The sequence below is a fragment of the Pirellula sp. SH-Sr6A genome, assembly GCF_001610875.1.
Lineage (GTDB): Bacteria > Planctomycetota > Planctomycetia > Pirellulales > Pirellulaceae > JBKCUI01.
Map to the genome: position 1 here is coordinate 1881556 of NZ_CP011272.1, position 18070 is coordinate 1899625.

Here is an 18070-nt window from a genome sequence, read left to right on the forward strand (position 1 = left end):
TTCAGTCCACGCGTACCTTCCCGCAGTGCCCACAGTGCATCGGCTCCTGTCCTGCAATTCTATCCTGCGGAATGGTCAAAGCCCCCCGAAGCGTCGATGTCGTTTGCTATAGTCTTCGATGGCATCCAAAAAGTCGTGTCGAGAGAACTCCGGCCAAGCCCTTTTGGTAATCCACAGTTCGGAGTAGCTGATTTGCCAGAGCAAGTAGTTACTGAGGCGAAGCTCGCCGCTCGTTCGAATGAGCAGGTCGGGGTCGGGTAGATCCGCTGTGTACAGATGTTTGGAAATCGTAGACTCGTCGATTTGATCGGGAGTACATGCCCCCTCATGTACCTTTTGAGCGATCGCGCGAACTGCATCGGTGATCTCTTGCCTGCTTCCGTAGTTGATGGCCAAACAAAGGTGCAGACCCGTCAAATGGGCGCTTTTCGCAATCGCGCGATCCATCTCGTCGAGCACATCTTCGGGAAGACCGTCGCGGCGTCCGATCACCGAAAGGCGGATATTCTTTTCCACGAGCGTCTTCGACTCTTGGATCAAGAACTGTTTGAGCAGCCCCATGAGAAAATCCAGTTCCTCTTTGGGGCGTTTCCAATTCTCGCTGGAGAAACAATAAAGCGTTAGTACTTGAACGCCGAGTTCCACGCAAACCTCGCAAGCCCTTCGGACCGACTGGGCTCCCTGCCGGTGCCCTTCAATGCGTGGCAATCCTCGAGCCTGGGCCCATCTACCATTTCCATCCATGATGATGGCAACATGCTTTGGGATGACCAACTCGGTCGTCGTCGAAGGTTTCTTGCGTCGAAAAAATGACATCGAGGGAGGGGTTACGGTAATTGAACGTCCAGCCAAACGAGATGGTGGTCGGATGCCTCCTTTATGTCAACCTCCAATGATTTCATCTCCTCGAGGGTTGGCCAAAAGACCCCACCTCCTGTGATTTTCAGTGTTTGAGAAGGGAGAACGAAATCGACTCGGAGGTTTCCTGGTTCTCGATCATTGAAGTCCCCGGTGTCGTGCTGAGGATCCCCTTTTTGTTCCACATTCGCACGTTTCTGGAGTTGCGATGCCTCGACGCCGCCGCGACTGCTGGGGATGAAACCGGATTGAATCCTAGGAGACTCGAGCAATTGCTTGATGGCGGGAGCGGTTCCGGACCCATCGTTCGGATCGGCGTTGAGATCCCCTAAGATCACAAACGGGTCGTCTGCAGTTGCTCCTCCACTTCGGCCGAGGTCATCGATCAAATAATCCGTGTTGGCAGCGATGTCATGCAGGAATCGTATTTCATCGTGATTGCGGCATCCGTTTCGATCTTCCGGCCCGTCGAAGACAGGAGGCGTCGGATGAGCCGCCAAGATCTGTATTCGCTTCGCACCGATGGAAACAGGAACAAGCCAGTGGGATTTCGAGCTCAGTCGCAATCGATTCCAAATATCGTCCGAATGGTAGGGCTTCCAGGTGTTGGCCTTTCGATCCCCTACGCCGGGTCGCAACGCATCGGGAAGATCCCGCCACAGAAACTTCTGATAAGTCCTGGCTGCTTCGGTTTGGATGGGATACCTACTAAAGATCACCATCCCGTATTGTCCTGGAAAGGCACCATAGCCCCAGGCATCGTCTGGCCCGTCCGAAGCCCCGTCGCCATTTAAATCCATACCCGATGGGACACCCGTATTTACGGACCCGACAAATTGATAGGGGTATGGGCGATGGGGTCGGTCGCGATTCGTGAGGATGGATTCGCTATTGAGATACTGTTCGCGTAGCAAGGTGGCCGTTTTCCCACCGTCGTAATCGACTTCGTTGGCCAGCAACACATCGGGGCTGACCCATTGCACGATCGCTGCGATCTTCTTGGCCTGCGCGTCCCCCTCCTGAAGACCCTTTAGTAAATCACCGGGCGCTTTCCGATTCAGCGCCATATTGAAAGTCGCGATACGAACGCTTCCTTCTTTTGGAGGGTCGATCGCGAAGAGGGAGGAACTGGGGAGCATGAAGGCGAATGAATAGAAGATCTCGCGTGCGAATCGGATCATAAAGTTCCTATGCCAAATTCCAATCGACCACAAAAAGAACCAGGCCCCGACGTTTTACGACGCCGAGGCCTGGCTTAGGACTAATACCGCTCGATGCACAAGGGCCGGGAGGATTTCCAACCGCGACCTTTGTCGATCGAGTGGGGTGGAGGCTGCCTGTCACTAGCAGCCCGCCGGCAGACTAGGACGCCTCACCCCCATGGCCAGTACAGAATGATGTCACCAGTCACCTCCTTTCACAAGCAGCCAGACCTGCGAATCCTCGAAGCCGAGAACCGGGATTTGCAGGTTCAGAAACATGCAGCCGCGACGCGTTTCGCAGCACTGCTCCCATTTTATTTCATCCGACCACCAGAAATCAAGAATAGGTTGCGTTATGATTTGAAAAACCTCGAGCGCGGTCCTGCGGTTTGCCAAGCGAACTGGGCCGTACCGCGTGCGAGCGAAGGCCTTGCACCAAATCTCTCCCTGGCGTGCAGGCAGTAAGGTCCGCGGTGGACTTTTTCTATTTGGTTGTCTCCTCGATTTAGACCTGCGTGGTCTTGGATTGTTCTGCAACGGATATGGGAATTCGAGTTGCCCTGCATCATCAAACTGTCTACGAGTACGATCGGGATGTTCAATTAGGACCTCAAATCGTTCGCCTCCGACCGGCCCCTCATTGCCGGACCCCGGTACTGAGCTACTCGATGAAGGTGGTGCCCCAAGATCACTTCTGCAATTGGCAACAGGATCCTCAAGGGAACTACATCGCTCGCCTCGTCTTCCCGAAGAAAACGCAAACGTTTTCCATTGCCGTCGACTTGATCGCGGATATGACCTCCATCAATCCGTTCGATTTCTTTTTAGAAGCGTACGCGGAGTCGTTCCCTTTCGCTTACGAACCGTGGCTGCTTAAGGAGCTAGCCCCTTTTTTGATCCAGATCGATTCGAAGCCTGAGCTCGAGGCACTCGATCAATGGCTGGCGAAGGGGAAGATTGCCAAGTTGCGGACAATCGACTTGATCACCGAAATCAATCATCGCCTGCAGGAAGATATCCGTTACGAAATTCGTCTGGAGCCCGGCGTGCAATCTCCGCTGGAGACCTTGCAACGAAGCTCGGGATCTTGTCGCGATTCGGCTTGGCTATTGGTTCACTTGTTCCGACGCTTAGGTCTGGCAGCGCGGTTTGCGTCTGGCTACCTCATCCAATTGGCGACCGATGTCAAATCGCTGGATGGACCGTCCGGCCCAGACAAGGACTTCACCGATCTGCACGCTTGGGCAGAAGTCTATCTGCCTGGCGCCGGATGGATCGGACTCGACCCTACTAGCGGATTGCTTTGCGGCGAAGGTCACTTGCCGGTGGCTTGTACCCCTGACCCTTTCACCGCCGCACCCGTGACCGGGTTGGTAGAACCGGCCGAATGTAAATTCCACTTCGAAATGTCGGTCCAACGTTTGGTCGAAGACCCAAGAACGACCAAGCCCTACACGCAGGATCAATGGGAACGCATTCATCAGTTGGGACTCCGTGTCGACGAGCAATTGAAACAAGATGATGTCCGTTTGACATTCGGAGGAGAACCGACCTTCGTATCCATGGACGACATGGATGGCCCGGAATGGAACTCCGATGCGGTGGGACCGACCAAACGAGTGCTCTCAGGGCAACTCATCAAACGCCTTCGAGAGGTATTTTCCCCAGGTGCGTTTCTCCACTACGGGGAAGGGAAATGGTACCCAGGCGAGTCGCTTCCTCGCTGGGCTTTGACCTGCATGTGGCGTTTAGACGGCCAACCCATTTGGCAAAATACCGAATGGATCGCTGACGAATCACGTAACTACGGATTCACCTTCAAACAAGCGAGACTCTTCTCCGAATGTTTGGCCGAGATGCTAGGCGTCGATCCGAAATGGCTGATGCCCGCCTACGAAGACGTGTACTATTATCTCTGGAGAGAACAACGTCTCCCGATCAACATCAAACCCTGGGACCCTCGACTCGAGGACGAGGAAGAGCGGAGCCGGCTCTCGCGCGTTTTCACGCGAGGACTCAACAAACCGGTAGGGGTGATTTTGCCCATTCGTCGGCAATGGTGGCAAGGCCAAGGTAAGTGGGCCAGTGGCCCATGGCCGGTCCGTCCAGAGAAACTCTTATTGCTCCCCGGAGACTCCTCGGTCGGACTGCGATTACCTCTCGACACACTCCCCTTTTCTCCTGCCACGGGGATGCATGGAGTGATTCCGGCCGACCCCTTTTCACAACGACCTCCTTTGCCCTCACCCGTTCCTGTTGTCTCACAAGTCAAACAAGATCGGCACGAACTGGAACACCGCCCCAACCGAATGGGCTGGGGATCGGTTGTACCGGTCGAAATGGACGAAGATCATTGGTGGTCCGAACAGCAAGCCGCCAAACGTGAACAAGACCCTGCACCGGAGCATGTCGTGCGCACCGCCTTGTGCGTCGAACCTCGCGAAGGCCGACTGTATGTGTTCATGCCCCCAACGGAAACACTCGAAGACTATCTCGACCTCCTCTGGTCGATCGAGCAGGTGGCCATCGATCTCGAGATACCGGTTGTTATCGAAGGATACTTGCCTCCGAGAGACCACCGCGTGCAGATGATCAAAGTGACGCCTGACCCGGGGGTGATCGAGGTCAACATCCATCCCGCGAGCTCGTGGACCGAACTGGTCGACAACACGACCAAACTCTACGACGAGGCGAGACAATGCCGTTTAGCGACGGAAAAATTTGATCTGGATGGCAAGCATACCGGCACAGGAGGTGGCAATCACATCGTGATGGGCGGTCCGACTCCTTGGGATAGTCCATTTCTTCGAGCTCCCCACGTCCTTCGGTCCCTCATCGCGTTTTGGATCAATCATCCCTCGCTGAGCTATTTGTTCAGCAATCGATTTATCGGCCCCACGAGTCAAGCGCCGCGAGCCGACGAAGGTAGACACGATGCGATTTACGAGTTGCAGACCGCGTTGGAGCAAATCCCTAAGCGAGGTGAGGACTGTCCCCCTTGGTTGGTCGATCGGATTCTCCGAAACTTGCTTATCGATTTGACCGGCAACACCCATCGCGCGGAAATCTGCATCGACAAGCTCTATTCTCCCGACAGTTCCACCGGACGGCTTGGACTGGTCGAGCTCCGTGGATTCGAGATGCCCCCCCATGCCCAAATGAGCTTGGCCACCCAATTGCTCGTTCGGTGCTTGGTCGCCACATTCTGGCGGCAGGAGTACAGCGAGCCTTTGGTCCGTTGGGATAACGATCTTCATGATCGCTACATGCTCCCGCATTACCTTTGGAAGGACTTTCAATCGGTGCTACACACTTTGCAGTCCGCAGGCTGGAACTGGGAAGAGACGTGGTTTGCATCGCACTACGAGTTCCGTTTCCCACCTATCGGGATGGTCGAGTACGACAACGTCGGCATCCACTTGCGAACCGCCATCGAGCCATGGTATGTCATGGGTGAAGAGCCTGCAGGAGGAGGCACGGTCCGTTTTGTCGACTCGAGCGTGGAGCGACTAGAGGTCAAAGCCTTGGGTCTCGATCCCGCTCGCCATCGCCTTCTATGCAATGGACTTCAGCTACCTGTTCAGCCAACGGGGGGTCCGAGCGAGTATGTGTGCGGAGTGCGTTATCGCGCATGGCAACCCCCGAGCTGCCTGCATCCGACCATCGCCGTCCACACTCCGTTGGTGTTCGAATTGTGGGATGTATCGGGCGGACGATCGCTGGGAGGTTGTACCTACCATGTGGGGCATCCGGGCGGACGGAACTACGCCACATTCCCAGTCAACGCGTTGGAAGCCGAAGCTCGCCGGACAGCGCGATTTATCAAAGTGGGGCAGAGTACGGGACCGATCCACCCCAAGATGCCTCGCCCCAATCCTGAGTTTCCATCAACATTGGACCTCCGCCGGGAACGCTTCTAGTGGGCTCATGGATGGGGCGTGTTGCCGGATCGGGAAAGTCGGGTAGATTGGACGGCTTTCTTGATCCACCTATGCGGAGTCGACCTTGGACATTCGAATTGCAGAGAACGCGAGCGAGTTGGGTAAGAATGCAGGCTTGCTCGCAGCAGAAATTCTTCGAGGTGCTTTGAAATCGCAACCGCGAGCCCGCGTCATCGTTGCCACCGGAGCCAGCCAATTCGAAACCTTGGCCACCCTGACGAGCGAACCTGGGATCGATTGGAACCGTGTGGATGGTTTCCACTTGGATGAATACATTGGCCTCAGTGCAGATCATCCTGCCAGCTTCTGCGGGTACTTGCGAGATCGCTTTGTTACCAAGGTTCCGATCGGATCCTTTCACTATCTGAATGGATTGGGAGATCCCGCGCACGTCATCGCGGGGGCGAGCCAAGCATTGCGCGCCGCCCCTATCGATCTCGCGTTGATCGGCATAGGTGAGAATGGTCACTTGGCGTTTAATGACCCTCCCGCGGATTTTGAGACGACCGAGCAGTACCATATTGTTTCCCTCGACGAGGCATGTCGACAGCAACAGGTAGGAGAAGGTTGGTTCGCTTCGCTCGCCGATGTTCCAACCCGCGCATTCAGCATGACGATCTCCGCAATCCTCGCATCCAAAGCGATTGTTTGCAGTGTTCCGGATGAACGAAAGGCCATCGCGGTTCGGAACGCTCTCGAAGGGCCTCTTACACCTGACGTCCCCGCCTCCATTCTTCGCAATCACCCAAATCTGACGCTTGTGCTGGACAAAGCGAGCGCATCGAGACTCTCGAAGTAGCCGCAAGTTCTGAAAATATTGGTCCGCGGGGCGTTACAGGTGTCATTGCTAGCCCTCGTCGGAAAGTGAAGGCGACAGATCATTGTCGAAGGGTCGCCGGTCGATACCTTTGCGTGTCGGATGGATACCGTGTGTCCTGTTCAACTCTGTTGCCGACAACGCACTTGTTTTGACCCAATCCCGTTGCACCGGATGCAACCACAACGAAGAAAAGGAGTCTCCAATGCTGGTACTCTCGCGACATCGAGATGAAAGCATCATGATCGGCGACGACGTGGTCGTCACCATCGTGGACATTCGTGGGGATAAAGTGCGGCTTGGTATCGAAGCCCCAAACGATATTCCTGTTCACCGTCAGGAAGTCTATGAGGCGATCAAACGTGAAAATCGCAAAGCGAGTCACATCCAACCAGCCGAACTCCGCGGCTTGAAGGATGATCGTTCCTAGGACGGTTCGAAGATGTTTGGGGCCGGGACCAGCAAGCCGTCGGCCTCAGACACCTTCAAAACCATCGTTCCCATAGCTGCTCCGGCGGCAAAGTTTCTTTGATCGGAATCTTTGCGGCCCTGCAGTAGATACGCGAGAGGCCTCGCGTAGGCTGCCGACTGGGTCGGTTTCGTCTACGCGAGGCCTCTTCCTTTTCCACACCCCACGCCCATCCCTGCCACATCCATCGCCTAAATCCATCTGGCTCCCCTCCCTCGGACTTGCTAGAGTCCCCTCCATAGCGTGACGAAACCGTGGGATTGCCCTCGCGGCTGAACAGCTGTTTGGAAACAGTCAAAACTTCGACACGCGGCCAAGCTACTCAGGACGGCAAGGAGCAATGCAATCATGGCTAACAATCTAGGATTGTTTCAGTGGATCCGCGAAGGGGTTCGACAATCGGTACTGCTGGGTGTCACCGACGCTCTGGAATCCATCGGTTCTCCCGATGATTCCAATAAACTACACCCCGCTTTGATGTCCCTCTCCTCGTCACCCGCAGGCCATCTGCAATCCGCCGAGAACGGGGAGGTCGCAGCGCGTCGAAATAATGCTTCTCCTCGCAAACGTCTCGGGCGTTCCCTCAAAGAAATGGACCCGACGAAACCAGCGACCTAATCGCCCACCCACGTTCCGTCTCCATTTGATTTCTCGCGATTCCCCAACCTTGGTCCCACCGAGGGTCGTCATCACTATGCAACCGTTCCCGCTTGCTCATTCAAGACGAACGATTGCAACGGCTCTCTCGTGTGCCCTGAGCATGCTTTGCATCGGTTGCAACCTAATGGAACGAACCACCCTCTCGGTCCCTTCCATTCCTCTCAGCAAAAAAACAGTTCTCTCGAATCCTCTTCAAGTCCCGACGCAGGATTCGGAATTCCTGTGGAATCAAGTCATCGACACCGTCGAGGACTATTTCGATCGCAATCGGAGTGAAATCAGACCGGTTCGCGATGGTGTTCAATGGATCGAAGGTCGTATCGAGACCTATCCACAGATTAGTGCAACGTACTTAGAACCATGGCGAAAGGATGCACTCGAGGGCTATCAACGCCTTCAAAGCACTCTTCAAACCATGCGGCGCACTGCGATCATTCGAATGACCCCCGTGAATGAAGGATTCTCGATCGCGATCGAAGTCATCAAAGAGATCGAGGACGTCAATCGCTCGCTCCTTTCCTCCGATGGGTCCGCCACCTCCCGACACGATGGATCGATCGTTCGGGCCGACCCAGGCTTGCTCGGAGCCCCGATCACACAAGGCTGGATTCGACAAGAGAACGATACGGACCTCGAACAAAGGCTGCTACGCGAAATCTTGGGCCGCGCTACCAACGTCCGTCCCCCACGAACACGCGTGATGGACCGAATATTCAGTTCAAACCCACGGTAACGGATCCACCGTTTTGAATCCCGTCGCTCCCCAGGACGCGACGGCGAACCGGGACGAAACAGTGAACCGGCGTGGCAGAGTGGTTTGCCTCATCATCGGTTAGCCGTTCGCTACGGAATGGGCTATTTCCAATCCAGCCCTTCGTGAAGGTGATTCAAACTCCTGCAACCGTTCGACTCGACGACGACAATGTCTTCGACGCGTATCCCACCAATCGCTTTGCAATAGAGTCCCGGCTCAATGGTCACCACATCGCCAACGAGCAGTGTTGGACCTCCCATTGCCAGCAACGGAGGTTCGTGAACCTCTAATCCGAGACCGTGCCCCGTACCATGAGTCATGGCCGTATACGAATCGGGAGCATCGGCAGGAGGCAGTCCCATCGAATAACCGTCTTGCTCCATCGAGCGAATCGTCGCTTCGTGGACTTGCTGACCCGTTACCCCGGCCCGAACTGCGGACGTCGCTGCCCCCTTGGCTCGCACGACCGTCGAATGCATCCGGGCGAGCGTTTCAGAAATCACCCCATGCACCACGGTCCGTGTGCAATCACCGTTGTACAACGTCTTTTTGTCTCGAGGGAAAATGTCGACGATGACCGGTTCCGCGGTTCGTAGATAGCCATGACCATGGTCGTGGCAATCGGCGCCGACAGGGCCCCCGGCCACAATGGACGTCGGATTGGAGAATCCCAACTCGAGGAGCCATACGTCGATGAGCGATTGCAGTCGTTCGGAAGTGAGGGGACCACCATCGTGGTAAAGGATTCCGTCGCGATCCGCTTCGGCGCAAGCTACTGTGCTGCACGCCCGTTCCATGACTTTCTCAGTCTGCTGCTGCGCGAAGTAGATTTTTTCAATCTCTTCCGCCGTCTTTTGACGTCTCTCGAGGATCCCCCAATCGAGATCGCATTGGACCTCAAGCCCCGCCTCGCGAAGCATGTGAACATAAATCATCGGGATCGATCGATCGACGATTACCGACTCAAGTTTGCGGCGGCGCAGGAACTCCGCAGCGGACTGCGCTGTCGCTGTCTCGCGATCCCCAGACAATCCGCCCTTGGGAGCGAAATCGTTGGGAGACCAACAATGGGTCGCCCGCGAATGCTTCTTAGCGCGGTCCAACTCAATATCGCGCAAGATGAAATGGCGCTCGGATAACTCACCGTCGCTCAACTCAATCCAAACCACAGGGTCACCCACTAAAAACCCAGCGGTACGGTAGAGCCCGGCGTTCAAAACTGGAACCCCGGCCATCATCTTTGCGATTGGCATTCTTCCCTACGCTCCCTTGATGCGATCCACAATGATCAGAAGATGCTGAGCGGCTTGGACCGATCCCACAAGCTTCACAAACTCAACAGCTGCTTCCAAATGCTTCAGGTTCAAATTGGGTCCGGACTCGTCCGACGCGACAGTTGTGGAAGCGACTCCCTCCGACTTGCGACGCGGCGTCGGGGCGGCGGATTCCGCTCGCTTCATCTGACTCTTTACATTGGCAACATCCGCCGCTGTCACGCTGTATTTTTCAAGCGCCGTAACAACATCTTTATTGCGAGCTTCAGGTTTTTCTTCGAGGAAACTACGAATACGCTGCGCTTTACTAGGTTCTTTGCTCATGGTGTCCGGCCGGTTTGAAGGTACAGTTTTTACTTCGGTTTTTTCAGAACGCGACTCTGCGTCCCGAACCAAATGTTCGGGCACGCGGTCCATTAACTCATCGAGAGTTACAACTCGTTCAACGTCTATCATCTACGAGATCCCATTCATAAAATGACATCGAATCAACCAGTTTTAATGCCAAGCGATCGTTGGCATGTGTAGACGTGCGATCAAGGTCCCGCCAATGTGAGGAATCACATACTTCCATCACATCTACAACAAGCCATCATCGGATGAAACACACCAACGCTCCCTCTAAAGAAGCGGTGTGCTCGGGTCTACATCCGAGTCGGAGGTCAAGTCTTAAAAGCGTGCTCGACCGTTTCTCTTTGGCATGACCTAAACGGATGTGAGTCGACCGGACTTATACGCCGGCTCGAAATCACTACCGCATGATAGATCTTTCCTTGAAAACGTCAATGATCGACGGGGCGGAATTCTCTTGTTCCAGGTACTCCACGCGTTCCGGACTGCTATGTCAAACGGACCGGATTTGGCCTATGATCAAGGAAAAATAGTAGCAGGAATAACACCCCGTCCTAGTGGCGTGGTGAGTTTGCACAGTCGCGATTCCTTACACACACGGAGTGAATGCGTCGAAATGGCCAAATCGCGTTGGTTGGAACATGAAGAGCCAGGTAGCCAGGATGTAAAGAATGAGATCCTGCGCCTCCTCTGGTCCCTCAACAAAGGGGAAAGTGTCTGTCCCACCGACGTTGCGCGTGCATTCGGTCCGAGATGGCGTCAGTACGTATCGCTCGTCAAAGAAGTTGCAACCGATATGTCGCGTGACGATCAGCTCGACGTCATCCAGAACGGGGAACTGATCGACGTGGATGAACGGGAACTTGATTCCATCAAAGGCCCTATTCGACTTCGGCTCCCGCTGCGTCCCTCCGCAGTAGATAACGACTAAAAGTAAAAGCCGGCATCAGATCATGAAGATCGGAATCAGCGACAATCGATCCCACGCGGACGCTAAGCTCGAGGAAACGGAAAGCCTTCCGAAACCCTGGTGCTACATTTTGTTCCTTTTGGTTGCAGGGCATCTGTTGGCGGTCTTTTCCGAGCCCTTTCATTTCTTCGCTCGCAGTGAAATCCAAACGGCCTCCGACGCGACGGCGCTTCGAAACATCGTTCGACCGTATTCACAGTGGATGTTCTTGGATCACGGTTACTTTTTCTTCGCGCCCAATCCAGGTCCCGGTCACTTGCTCCGAATCGTTGCATCGGACGATCCCGTCCCCCCCCTTCCAGACGACCGAAGATCCACTCCACTCGATGAAGCAGAACGACTCGATGGCGACGGGGCACTGGCACGAATGCTGCCCGATCGATCGACCCACTGGCCCCGATTGCTTTACCACCGATACTTTATGCTCTCGGAATTCTATTACTCACGTTATGCGCCGAGGGCGATCTCTCGCGAGCTTTCAGCAGATGCTGCCTTTGCGTCTCGCTGGGAACAGGATCGGGAGCTTTACGGTGCACTCCGACAATCGATTGAAAAACACTTTCGGAACAAAAACAATTCACCCTTTCTTCGTATCGATCGCGTCGAACGCTCTCTGCCTTCTCCCGACATCATCCTGAAGCAAGGAATTCGACTATCCGATCGCCGTTGGCTGTCGATTTTGCCGGAATCGATGGACCTAGAGGCGATCTCTACCAGTCAACCGAATGCAGAGGTTCGACCGTGAGCAGCGATCGTGAACCCGAATGGCTGCGCCCTGTAAGGCGATTCTTTTTTGAACCCTACGCTGCCGACACCCTGGCTGTGATTCGCGTCGCGAGCGGTTTGATGATCGCCTACATGCATGCGATCTGGCTCCTAGGAAGCGACGACTTCTTCGGCCCCAATGCGTTGGTGAGTCTCGATGTTTGGAACCAATTACATCGTGGCCCCATCCCGGACTGGAAGTGGAGCTATCTAGCTATCACGGATAGCCTTCTCATGGCTCGACTCCATGAAGTGGCTGGAATTATCGCGGGCCTACTCGCAGCTTGCGGACTCTTCACCCGCACTGCTTTGATCCTCGCCTGGTTCTTGACGCTGATGACAGTACATCGATTGACAGGCTTCCTATTCGGCCTGGATCAAATCGTCCTGATGCTGACCGGGTACCTTTGCCTAGCACAATCGAATCGCGTGGCGAGCCTGGATCGCCTCCTCGTGCAACAAGCCCCCTCGTTCGCGAGAAGCCGGGCGGTCCGATTTGTCACTGGCTGGCATGGTGACACGGAAAGCGCTTACGCGATCAGTTGGAAGAATCGGCTGGCTACCCGATTGATCCAGATCCACCTATGCGTCATCTATTTGTTTGGTGGCCTTGGTAAACTGCGCGGCGAAATGTGGTGGGACGGAAGTGCGATGTGGTACTCCGCCGCCGCCTACGAATACCAGTCGTTGGACATGACCTGGATCGGCTTTTACCCGTTTTTCGGGGCCGCTCTCACCCACCTTACGTTGTTTTGGGAAGTGGGTTACTTTGCGATCATCTGGCCGCGATGGACCCGGCCCATCGCGATAGCCATCGCCTGGGGCGTTCACGGCTCCATCGCAATTTATCTTGGGATGATCACCTTTGGAACCATGATGATCATCGCGAATCTCGCCTTCGTGAATCCGATGACTATGCGCCGAATTTTCCAAGCCGCCCAGCGTTGGAAAGGGCCAGCGTCATAAGGTATTGCGCCTCGAAATGCCCTAGCCCACCGGTGATGCAGGTCGATTCGTTAAACGTCGTATGAGGATCAGGACGGCAACAATCCGATACCAGCAACGTCGGTACCGGATGCCACGAATGACTCTTGAGATAGCTCGGAGTGCTGTGGTCACCGGTCACGATAAAAACGGTTGGGTTCAGCTTTTGAATGCGAGGCATGATTCCATCAAGCTCTTCAATCCGTTTGACCTTCTCACTGAAGTTCCCATCTTCGCCGGTGCTATCCGTATATTTGAAGTGAATAAAGAAGAAGTCGTAATCCTGCCAAGCCTTCTCAAGGGTATCGATTTGTTCTGCTAAGGTCTGGGCTTTCCCAATAACATCCATGCCCACCAGCCGAGCAAGCCCCTTGTACATGGGGTAAACAGCGATAGCAGCCGCCTTCAAACCATAAACTTCTTGATAGGATGGCAGAGCCGGTTTGCTTGCGAAACCGCGCATCGTATGAAAGTTTGCTTTGGGATGCCCAGCCAGGATTTTGCGTGCCTGTGCGAGAAACTCCTTGGCTACCTCCGCCGTCTTCTGACTCGCGGCATCGTTGGCACGGGGATCCAAGGGAGGAACACCGGTCTTCTGCGGGTCGGTATCCGCCACGTTACCACTCAAGCCTGCCCCGCGCAAAACGACGACGAATCGGTGCTCTTTGACTGGCTCCACAAAGACTTCCACGCCAGGGATCTTGATTTGGCGCAAGGAAATCGCGAGTGGAGCGCTCTCCTCCGAGCTGATCCGACCAGCCCTCCGGTCAGAAATATTTCCTGCTGCGTCCAAGGTGCAGAAATTGCAACGGATGGCGACATCCCCTTCTTTCAACTCGAATCCAATGCCGGTCGCTTCCAACGCACCGCGACCAATTTGGTACGCGAGCGGGTCGTAACCGAAGAGTCCCAAGTGTCCGGGGCCACTGCCGGGAGCAATGCCAGGTTTGACGGGAATGCTCGCCCCCTGCACCCCTACCTCGGCCAATGCAGAAAGATTGGGAATGCTGGCGGTTTCTAATTCCGTTTTGCCACCCGGGGTCATCGGCAGCCCCCCCAATCCATCCGCGACCAGCATCACGATCTTGCTATCGTTGCCCAGCTGTAGTTCACGTGTCAGATCGTGCATGTTCATGGTTTTGGATCCCTCGAAAGTTCTATGAAATGTGATGGCAGTATTCAAACAGATATCCAGTGAATGGCAAGATGGATTCGGACCGCGACTCTTTCCCTGAAGTCGCTTCCTGGGTATGGTGCAGGCGTTTTCCAATCCGAATAAGGGCACAAATATGTTTCAATCCAGGGCCGCGGTGGTTGGCACGGGCTTCATTGGGCCCGTCCATATCGAGGGGCTTCTACGTGCAGGTGTGAGAGTACAAGGGGTGCTGGGTACCTCCCCTGAAAAAAGCCAGTCCATCGCCTCCCGTTTCGGCCTTCCGCGTGCGTATACCCATTATCACGAATTGCTCGAGGACCCCGCAGTCGATGTGGTGCATATCACCAGCCCGAATCGATTCCATTTTCAGCAAACCGTCGAAGCCCTCCAGGCGGGAAAACATGTTCTCTGCGAAAAGCCATTGGCGATGGACTCGCGGGAAAGTGCCCTGCTCGTCGAACATGCCCAAAAATCCGGCTTGAAAACCGGTGTGAACTACAACGTCCGCTTCTACCCTCTTTGCATCGAGGCTGCTGAGCAAGTCCGGCGAGGGGAACTGGGTGACCTTTTTCATGTCACTGGAAGCTATGTTCAAGATTGGCTGCATCAACCGACCGACTTCAATTGGCGAGTCCTCCAAAGCGAGGGAGGTGCTCTTCGAGCCATCGCCGATATCGGAACCCACTGGCTGGACTTGATCCAATCGATCTCCGGTCAGAGTGTCGTCGCGGTCTGCGCCGATTTGCAAACTGTCTTCCCTACTCGCACCCGACCTGCGGGTGGAACGGAAACGTTTACGAGCAAGCTTGCTGCACCGAAGCGGGATGGAATCGATGTCGCTATCGACACCGAAGACTATGGGGCACTCCTGTTTCGATTGGAAAGTGGAGCGCGAGGATCTATGCACGTCTCGCAGGTCACCGCGGGGCACAAGAACTGTATTCGGTTTGAAATGGCGGGATCCAAAAAGTCGATCGCCTGGAACAGCCAAACCCCCAACGAACTTTGGGTAGGACACCGCTCAAATCCCAACAGCATTCTGCCTCGCGATCCGTCGCTTTTATCGGATCGCGCTGCCCAGCACGCCCAATACCCGGGTGGACACAATGAAGGCTTTCCCGATACGTTTAAGCAGCTGTTTCGGTCGTTCTATGCGTCGATCGAAACCCCGGAGTCACCGATGCACCCCACCCCTAGTTTCGAGGACGGACATCGCGAAATACTCCTTTGTGAAGCGATTCATCAAAGTGCGCAGGAACAACGCTGGATAGAAGTCGGAAGCAAATGTCAGTAACGGATAATCAATGCGTTCAGTGGTTGGAACACGACCAGTCGCCGGTTCGAACGGCCGCCCTCGAGTTGCTTAGCGGTAGCTTCAGCACCAACTCCCGTTGGTGCGAAGCGATTTTTCACGCATGGGACCGCTTTGGCACCACCGACGCCTTCCCGGAATTCCCGCTTCTCACCCACCTTGAGATCCCAACGGAAATCGTACCGGAAGCGATCGAACGGGCGACTCGCATGGTCGCAGGAAAACCGATTATCGATCGCGGTTGCCGCTCGGCCGGGAAACTGATCGAGGCCATCTCCGTATCCAGCCCCAATCATTTCAAGGAACATCTCGACCGAATTGCAGATTTGAAAACCGCCTCGAAGATTTTCTTCCGGGTGGATATCGAGCGCATGAAGCACCGTGTGGAACTCTTGGAACGGGAGCCGGCCATCGAACCTCTCGCTGTTTGGTTTCATCGGGATGCCCCCCCAGATCTCCCCTATGGTATCTACCCTCACTTGGAAGCCGGCTACCTTCGCGGGCAAGCCGACGATGCGCTGCGACTTGGCTTTGAACAGCTGAAAAGCGAATCCCAAAAGCCATTCGTTCTGGAAGCCTGTTTTGAACTGGCCTCCCGGTATCGACTCCTGGGTTATGAAACGTGGTTTGCCGATGGACTCGACGAAGAAAACACGGCCATCGCCGACGCCTCCGCCATCGCCCTAGCTCGATGCCGGAACGATCAAGTCCTTTCGCTGATCGCAGATCGATTCGCAGGTTACTCCAAATCTGGACAGCTTCGGAGCATCGATGTGTTACGCCGCAGCCGTTTGCCCAAAACCCCGGAGCTACTTCGGTTTCTAAAACCCCACGCTCAGGGGACATCGGTTCGGAGCGCGTTGTGCGTCGCAGAAATATTGCAGTTCGACTTTGCGGCACTTGAGGATTGGTTGGAGGCTCTTATGGTCATCGATGACTCCTCGTTGGCGCGTATCCGTCCTCTACTCTGTTTGGCAGGACCTTTGAGCTTGGAACTTCCTGAGTCGGATCGCGCCCGTGCCCTCCACCTAGTCCGCACTCGAGTCGCAGTCGCTTGAGCTAACCACCAATCTGATACATGGCCCGCTCAGGTTGCTGGAATTGGGAATCGGAAATGCCGTGGGATGCGTGCTTGGAACGCACACAATCCAATGCGAGGGTATGGATCTGCGCGACGCTCGCATTCTCTCGGCATAGACGCCCAACGTCCCACTCCTCCCTTCCAAAGAGGCAGTTCCGAAATTTACCGTCGGCAGTCAGGCGAAGACGGTCGCATTGCTCACAGAAGGGAGAGGAAACGGGGTCGATGAATCCAACGACTCCCAATTGGTTTGCAATTCGATAGTCGGTTGAGGGCTGCGAGGACTCCGTGCGGGTTATTGGCTCGATCGAACCGAACCGTTGCTGAAGCAATGCCCGCAATTCAGCCCCGGATACCACCTGCTGCCGACTCCACTGCCGATCGGCATCGAGAGGCATGAACTCGATAAACCGCAACACCAGACCTCTCTCTAGTGCAAATTCCACAAGGGGCAGGATGTCGTCGAAATTGATGTCCCGCATGATGAGGGCATTCAATCGAACAGAAGCCTTCGTCCGAATGGCCCCTTCGATCCCAGCCAAAACGCGATGTACTCCCTCGCGCCGTGTCAATCGATGAAAGGTTTCCTCCTGCAGCGTATCCAGCGAGATATTGAAATGGGAAAGCCCTGCTTCCACCAAGGAACTTGCGGATTCCTCCAGCATCATCCCATTGGTCGTCATTGCGATCTTCTCGATCTCAGGAATCGATCGTAACTGGGAAACGAGCTGTGGCAGCTGAGGACGCATCAATGGCTCTCCACCCGTGATGCGTAGCTTTCGAATGCTAGATCCGGCCAACGCCGTTACCACCTTCGTTATATGTTCGAAGGAAAGGAGCCGATGCTGCGGTAAGAATCCGGCTACTTGTTCGGGCATGCAATATCGGCATCGAATATTGCACGCATCGGTCACGCTGATGCGAAGCGACTGGTGCACACGACCAAAGCGGTCGATCAAAGGGGGGAATGGACCACTCATGTCGTTTCACCCGAGGACGATGCCGAATCGGGCGAAGAACTAGATGCCGAATCGGGGGCAGAATGGGGCGAAGATCCAGGTACCGGATGAACCCACTGTGGGGCTTGCGCGGCGAACCATTCTTTTTTCCAAATCGGAACGCGTTTCTTCAGTTCGTCGATCAACCATCGGCCTGCCTCAAACGCTTCAGCTCGGTGTGGGGTGCTAACGACGACTGCAACGCTTGGTTCTTTGATCTCGACAATACCGATCCGATGGACCAAACAAAGCTTCTCAAGGGGCCAACGGGCATGGGCCTCCCGTGAAAGCTCCTCCATCTTAGCCAAGGCCATCTCGGTATAAGCCTGGTACTCCAAATAGGCCGTTTCGCGGCCATCGGTCCAACGACGCGTCGTCCCGACAAATGCGACCGTCGCTCCGCACGATTCGTCGAGCGAGAGTTCCAGCAATTTCGCAATGGGGATCGGATCCTGTGTGATTTCAATCATGGGATCCG

General features: G+C 55.1%; 17 protein-coding genes. 10 read left to right on the top strand and 7 right to left on the bottom strand.

Going from position 1 to position 18070, the window contains the following annotated elements:
* Positions 1-75: 75 nt before the first annotated feature.
* Together VN12_RS07465 and VN12_RS07470 are read right to left on the bottom strand one after the other, a co-directional pair.
* Positions 76-816 (bottom strand): isoprenyl transferase, encoded by a 741-nt coding sequence (locus VN12_RS07465; protein WP_146676235.1) that lies wholly within the window; start codon positions 814-816, stop codon positions 76-78.
* Positions 817-827: 11 nt separating this feature from the next.
* Positions 828-2039, bottom strand: a complete 1212-nt coding sequence (locus tag VN12_RS07470) for an endonuclease/exonuclease/phosphatase family protein (RefSeq protein ID WP_240491351.1) — start codon at positions 2037-2039, stop codon at positions 828-830.
* A gap of 563 nt (positions 2040-2602) precedes the next feature.
* Between VN12_RS07470 and VN12_RS07480 the strand changes: the two genes are divergently transcribed.
* The 5 genes from VN12_RS07480 to VN12_RS07500 all read left to right on the top strand — a co-directional run bounded on the left by VN12_RS07480 (position 2603) and on the right by VN12_RS07500 (position 8680).
* Positions 2603-5980 carry a DUF2126 domain-containing protein gene (locus tag VN12_RS07480; protein ID WP_146676237.1) on the top strand — a complete coding sequence of 1126 codons (3378 nt, stop codon included), beginning with the start codon at positions 2603-2605 and terminating at the stop codon, positions 5978-5980.
* A gap of 85 nt (positions 5981-6065) precedes the next feature.
* Entirely contained in the window at positions 6066-6800 is a 735-nt protein-coding gene (locus VN12_RS07485) for a glucosamine-6-phosphate deaminase (protein ID WP_146676238.1), read from the top strand.
* Between the two features lie 223 nt (positions 6801-7023).
* Positions 7024-7248: a carbon storage regulator CsrA gene (gene csrA / locus VN12_RS07490; protein WP_146676239.1), complete on the top strand. Its 225-nt coding sequence runs from the start codon at positions 7024-7026 to the stop codon at positions 7246-7248.
* 387 nt (positions 7249-7635) lie between these two features.
* Positions 7636-7905: a hypothetical protein gene (locus VN12_RS07495; RefSeq protein ID WP_146676240.1), complete on the top strand. Its 270-nt coding sequence runs from the start codon at positions 7636-7638 to the stop codon at positions 7903-7905.
* A 166-nt stretch (positions 7906-8071) separates the two neighbouring features.
* Complete coding sequence (locus VN12_RS07500; protein WP_146676241.1) at positions 8072-8680, top strand: hypothetical protein; 609 nt, start codon at positions 8072-8074, stop codon at positions 8678-8680.
* A gap of 122 nt (positions 8681-8802) precedes the next feature.
* Here VN12_RS07500 and VN12_RS07505 read toward each other — a convergent pair whose 3' ends face one another.
* Together VN12_RS07505 and VN12_RS07510 are read right to left on the bottom strand one after the other, a co-directional pair.
* Entirely contained in the window at positions 8803-9954 is a 1152-nt protein-coding gene (locus VN12_RS07505; RefSeq protein WP_146676242.1) for a M24 family metallopeptidase, read from the bottom strand.
* 6 nt (positions 9955-9960) lie between these two features.
* Complete coding sequence (locus VN12_RS07510; protein ID WP_205855217.1) at positions 9961-10431, bottom strand: hypothetical protein; 471 nt, start codon at positions 10429-10431, stop codon at positions 9961-9963.
* Between the two features lie 511 nt (positions 10432-10942).
* On the opposite strand from VN12_RS07510, the gene VN12_RS07515 reads away from it, so the two are divergent.
* From VN12_RS07515 to VN12_RS07525, 3 genes are read left to right on the top strand one after another with little or no spacing between them, the layout of a single operon-like run.
* Complete coding sequence (locus tag VN12_RS07515) at positions 10943-11257, top strand: DUF3253 domain-containing protein (RefSeq protein WP_168164275.1); 315 nt, start codon at positions 10943-10945, stop codon at positions 11255-11257.
* A 22-nt stretch (positions 11258-11279) separates the two neighbouring features.
* Positions 11280-12041: a hypothetical protein gene (locus tag VN12_RS07520; protein ID WP_146676245.1), complete on the top strand. Its 762-nt coding sequence runs from the start codon at positions 11280-11282 to the stop codon at positions 12039-12041.
* The gene (locus tag VN12_RS07525; RefSeq protein WP_146676246.1) at positions 12038-13027 is read left to right on the top strand and encodes an HTTM domain-containing protein; all 990 of its coding nucleotides are present in this window, start codon (positions 12038-12040) and stop codon (positions 13025-13027) included. The genes VN12_RS07520 and VN12_RS07525 overlap by 4 nt, the downstream gene beginning before the upstream one ends.
* Here VN12_RS07525 and VN12_RS07530 read toward each other — a convergent pair.
* Positions 12975-14180, bottom strand: a complete 1206-nt coding sequence (locus tag VN12_RS07530; RefSeq protein ID WP_146676247.1) for a 2,3-bisphosphoglycerate-independent phosphoglycerate mutase — start codon at positions 14178-14180, stop codon at positions 12975-12977. The genes VN12_RS07525 and VN12_RS07530 overlap by 53 nt on opposite strands.
* Before the next feature lie 154 nt (positions 14181-14334).
* Here VN12_RS07530 and VN12_RS07535 point away from each other — a divergent pair, with 154 nt between their 5' ends.
* A complete protein-coding gene (locus VN12_RS07535) occupies positions 14335-15495 on the top strand; it encodes a Gfo/Idh/MocA family protein (protein WP_146676248.1) in 1161 nt (386 codons plus the stop codon).
* Positions 15486-16571, top strand: coding sequence for a hypothetical protein (locus VN12_RS07540; RefSeq protein ID WP_146676249.1), 1086 nt, complete (start codon positions 15486-15488; stop codon positions 16569-16571). Before VN12_RS07535 ends, VN12_RS07540 begins: the two co-directional genes overlap by 10 nt.
* A 1-nt stretch (position 16572) precedes the next feature.
* Here the strand turns inward: VN12_RS07540 and moaA are convergent, their stop codons facing one another.
* Together moaA and VN12_RS07550 are read right to left on the bottom strand one after the other, a co-directional pair.
* Positions 16573-17574 carry a GTP 3',8-cyclase MoaA gene (moaA, locus tag VN12_RS07545; RefSeq protein ID WP_146676250.1) on the bottom strand — a complete coding sequence of 334 codons (1002 nt, stop codon included), beginning with the start codon at positions 17572-17574 and terminating at the stop codon, positions 16573-16575.
* Entirely contained in the window at positions 17571-18062 is a 492-nt protein-coding gene (locus tag VN12_RS07550; protein WP_146676251.1) for a molybdenum cofactor biosynthesis protein MoaE, read from the bottom strand. The genes moaA and VN12_RS07550 overlap by 4 nt, the downstream gene beginning before the upstream one ends.
* Positions 18063-18070: the final 8 nt, after the last annotated feature.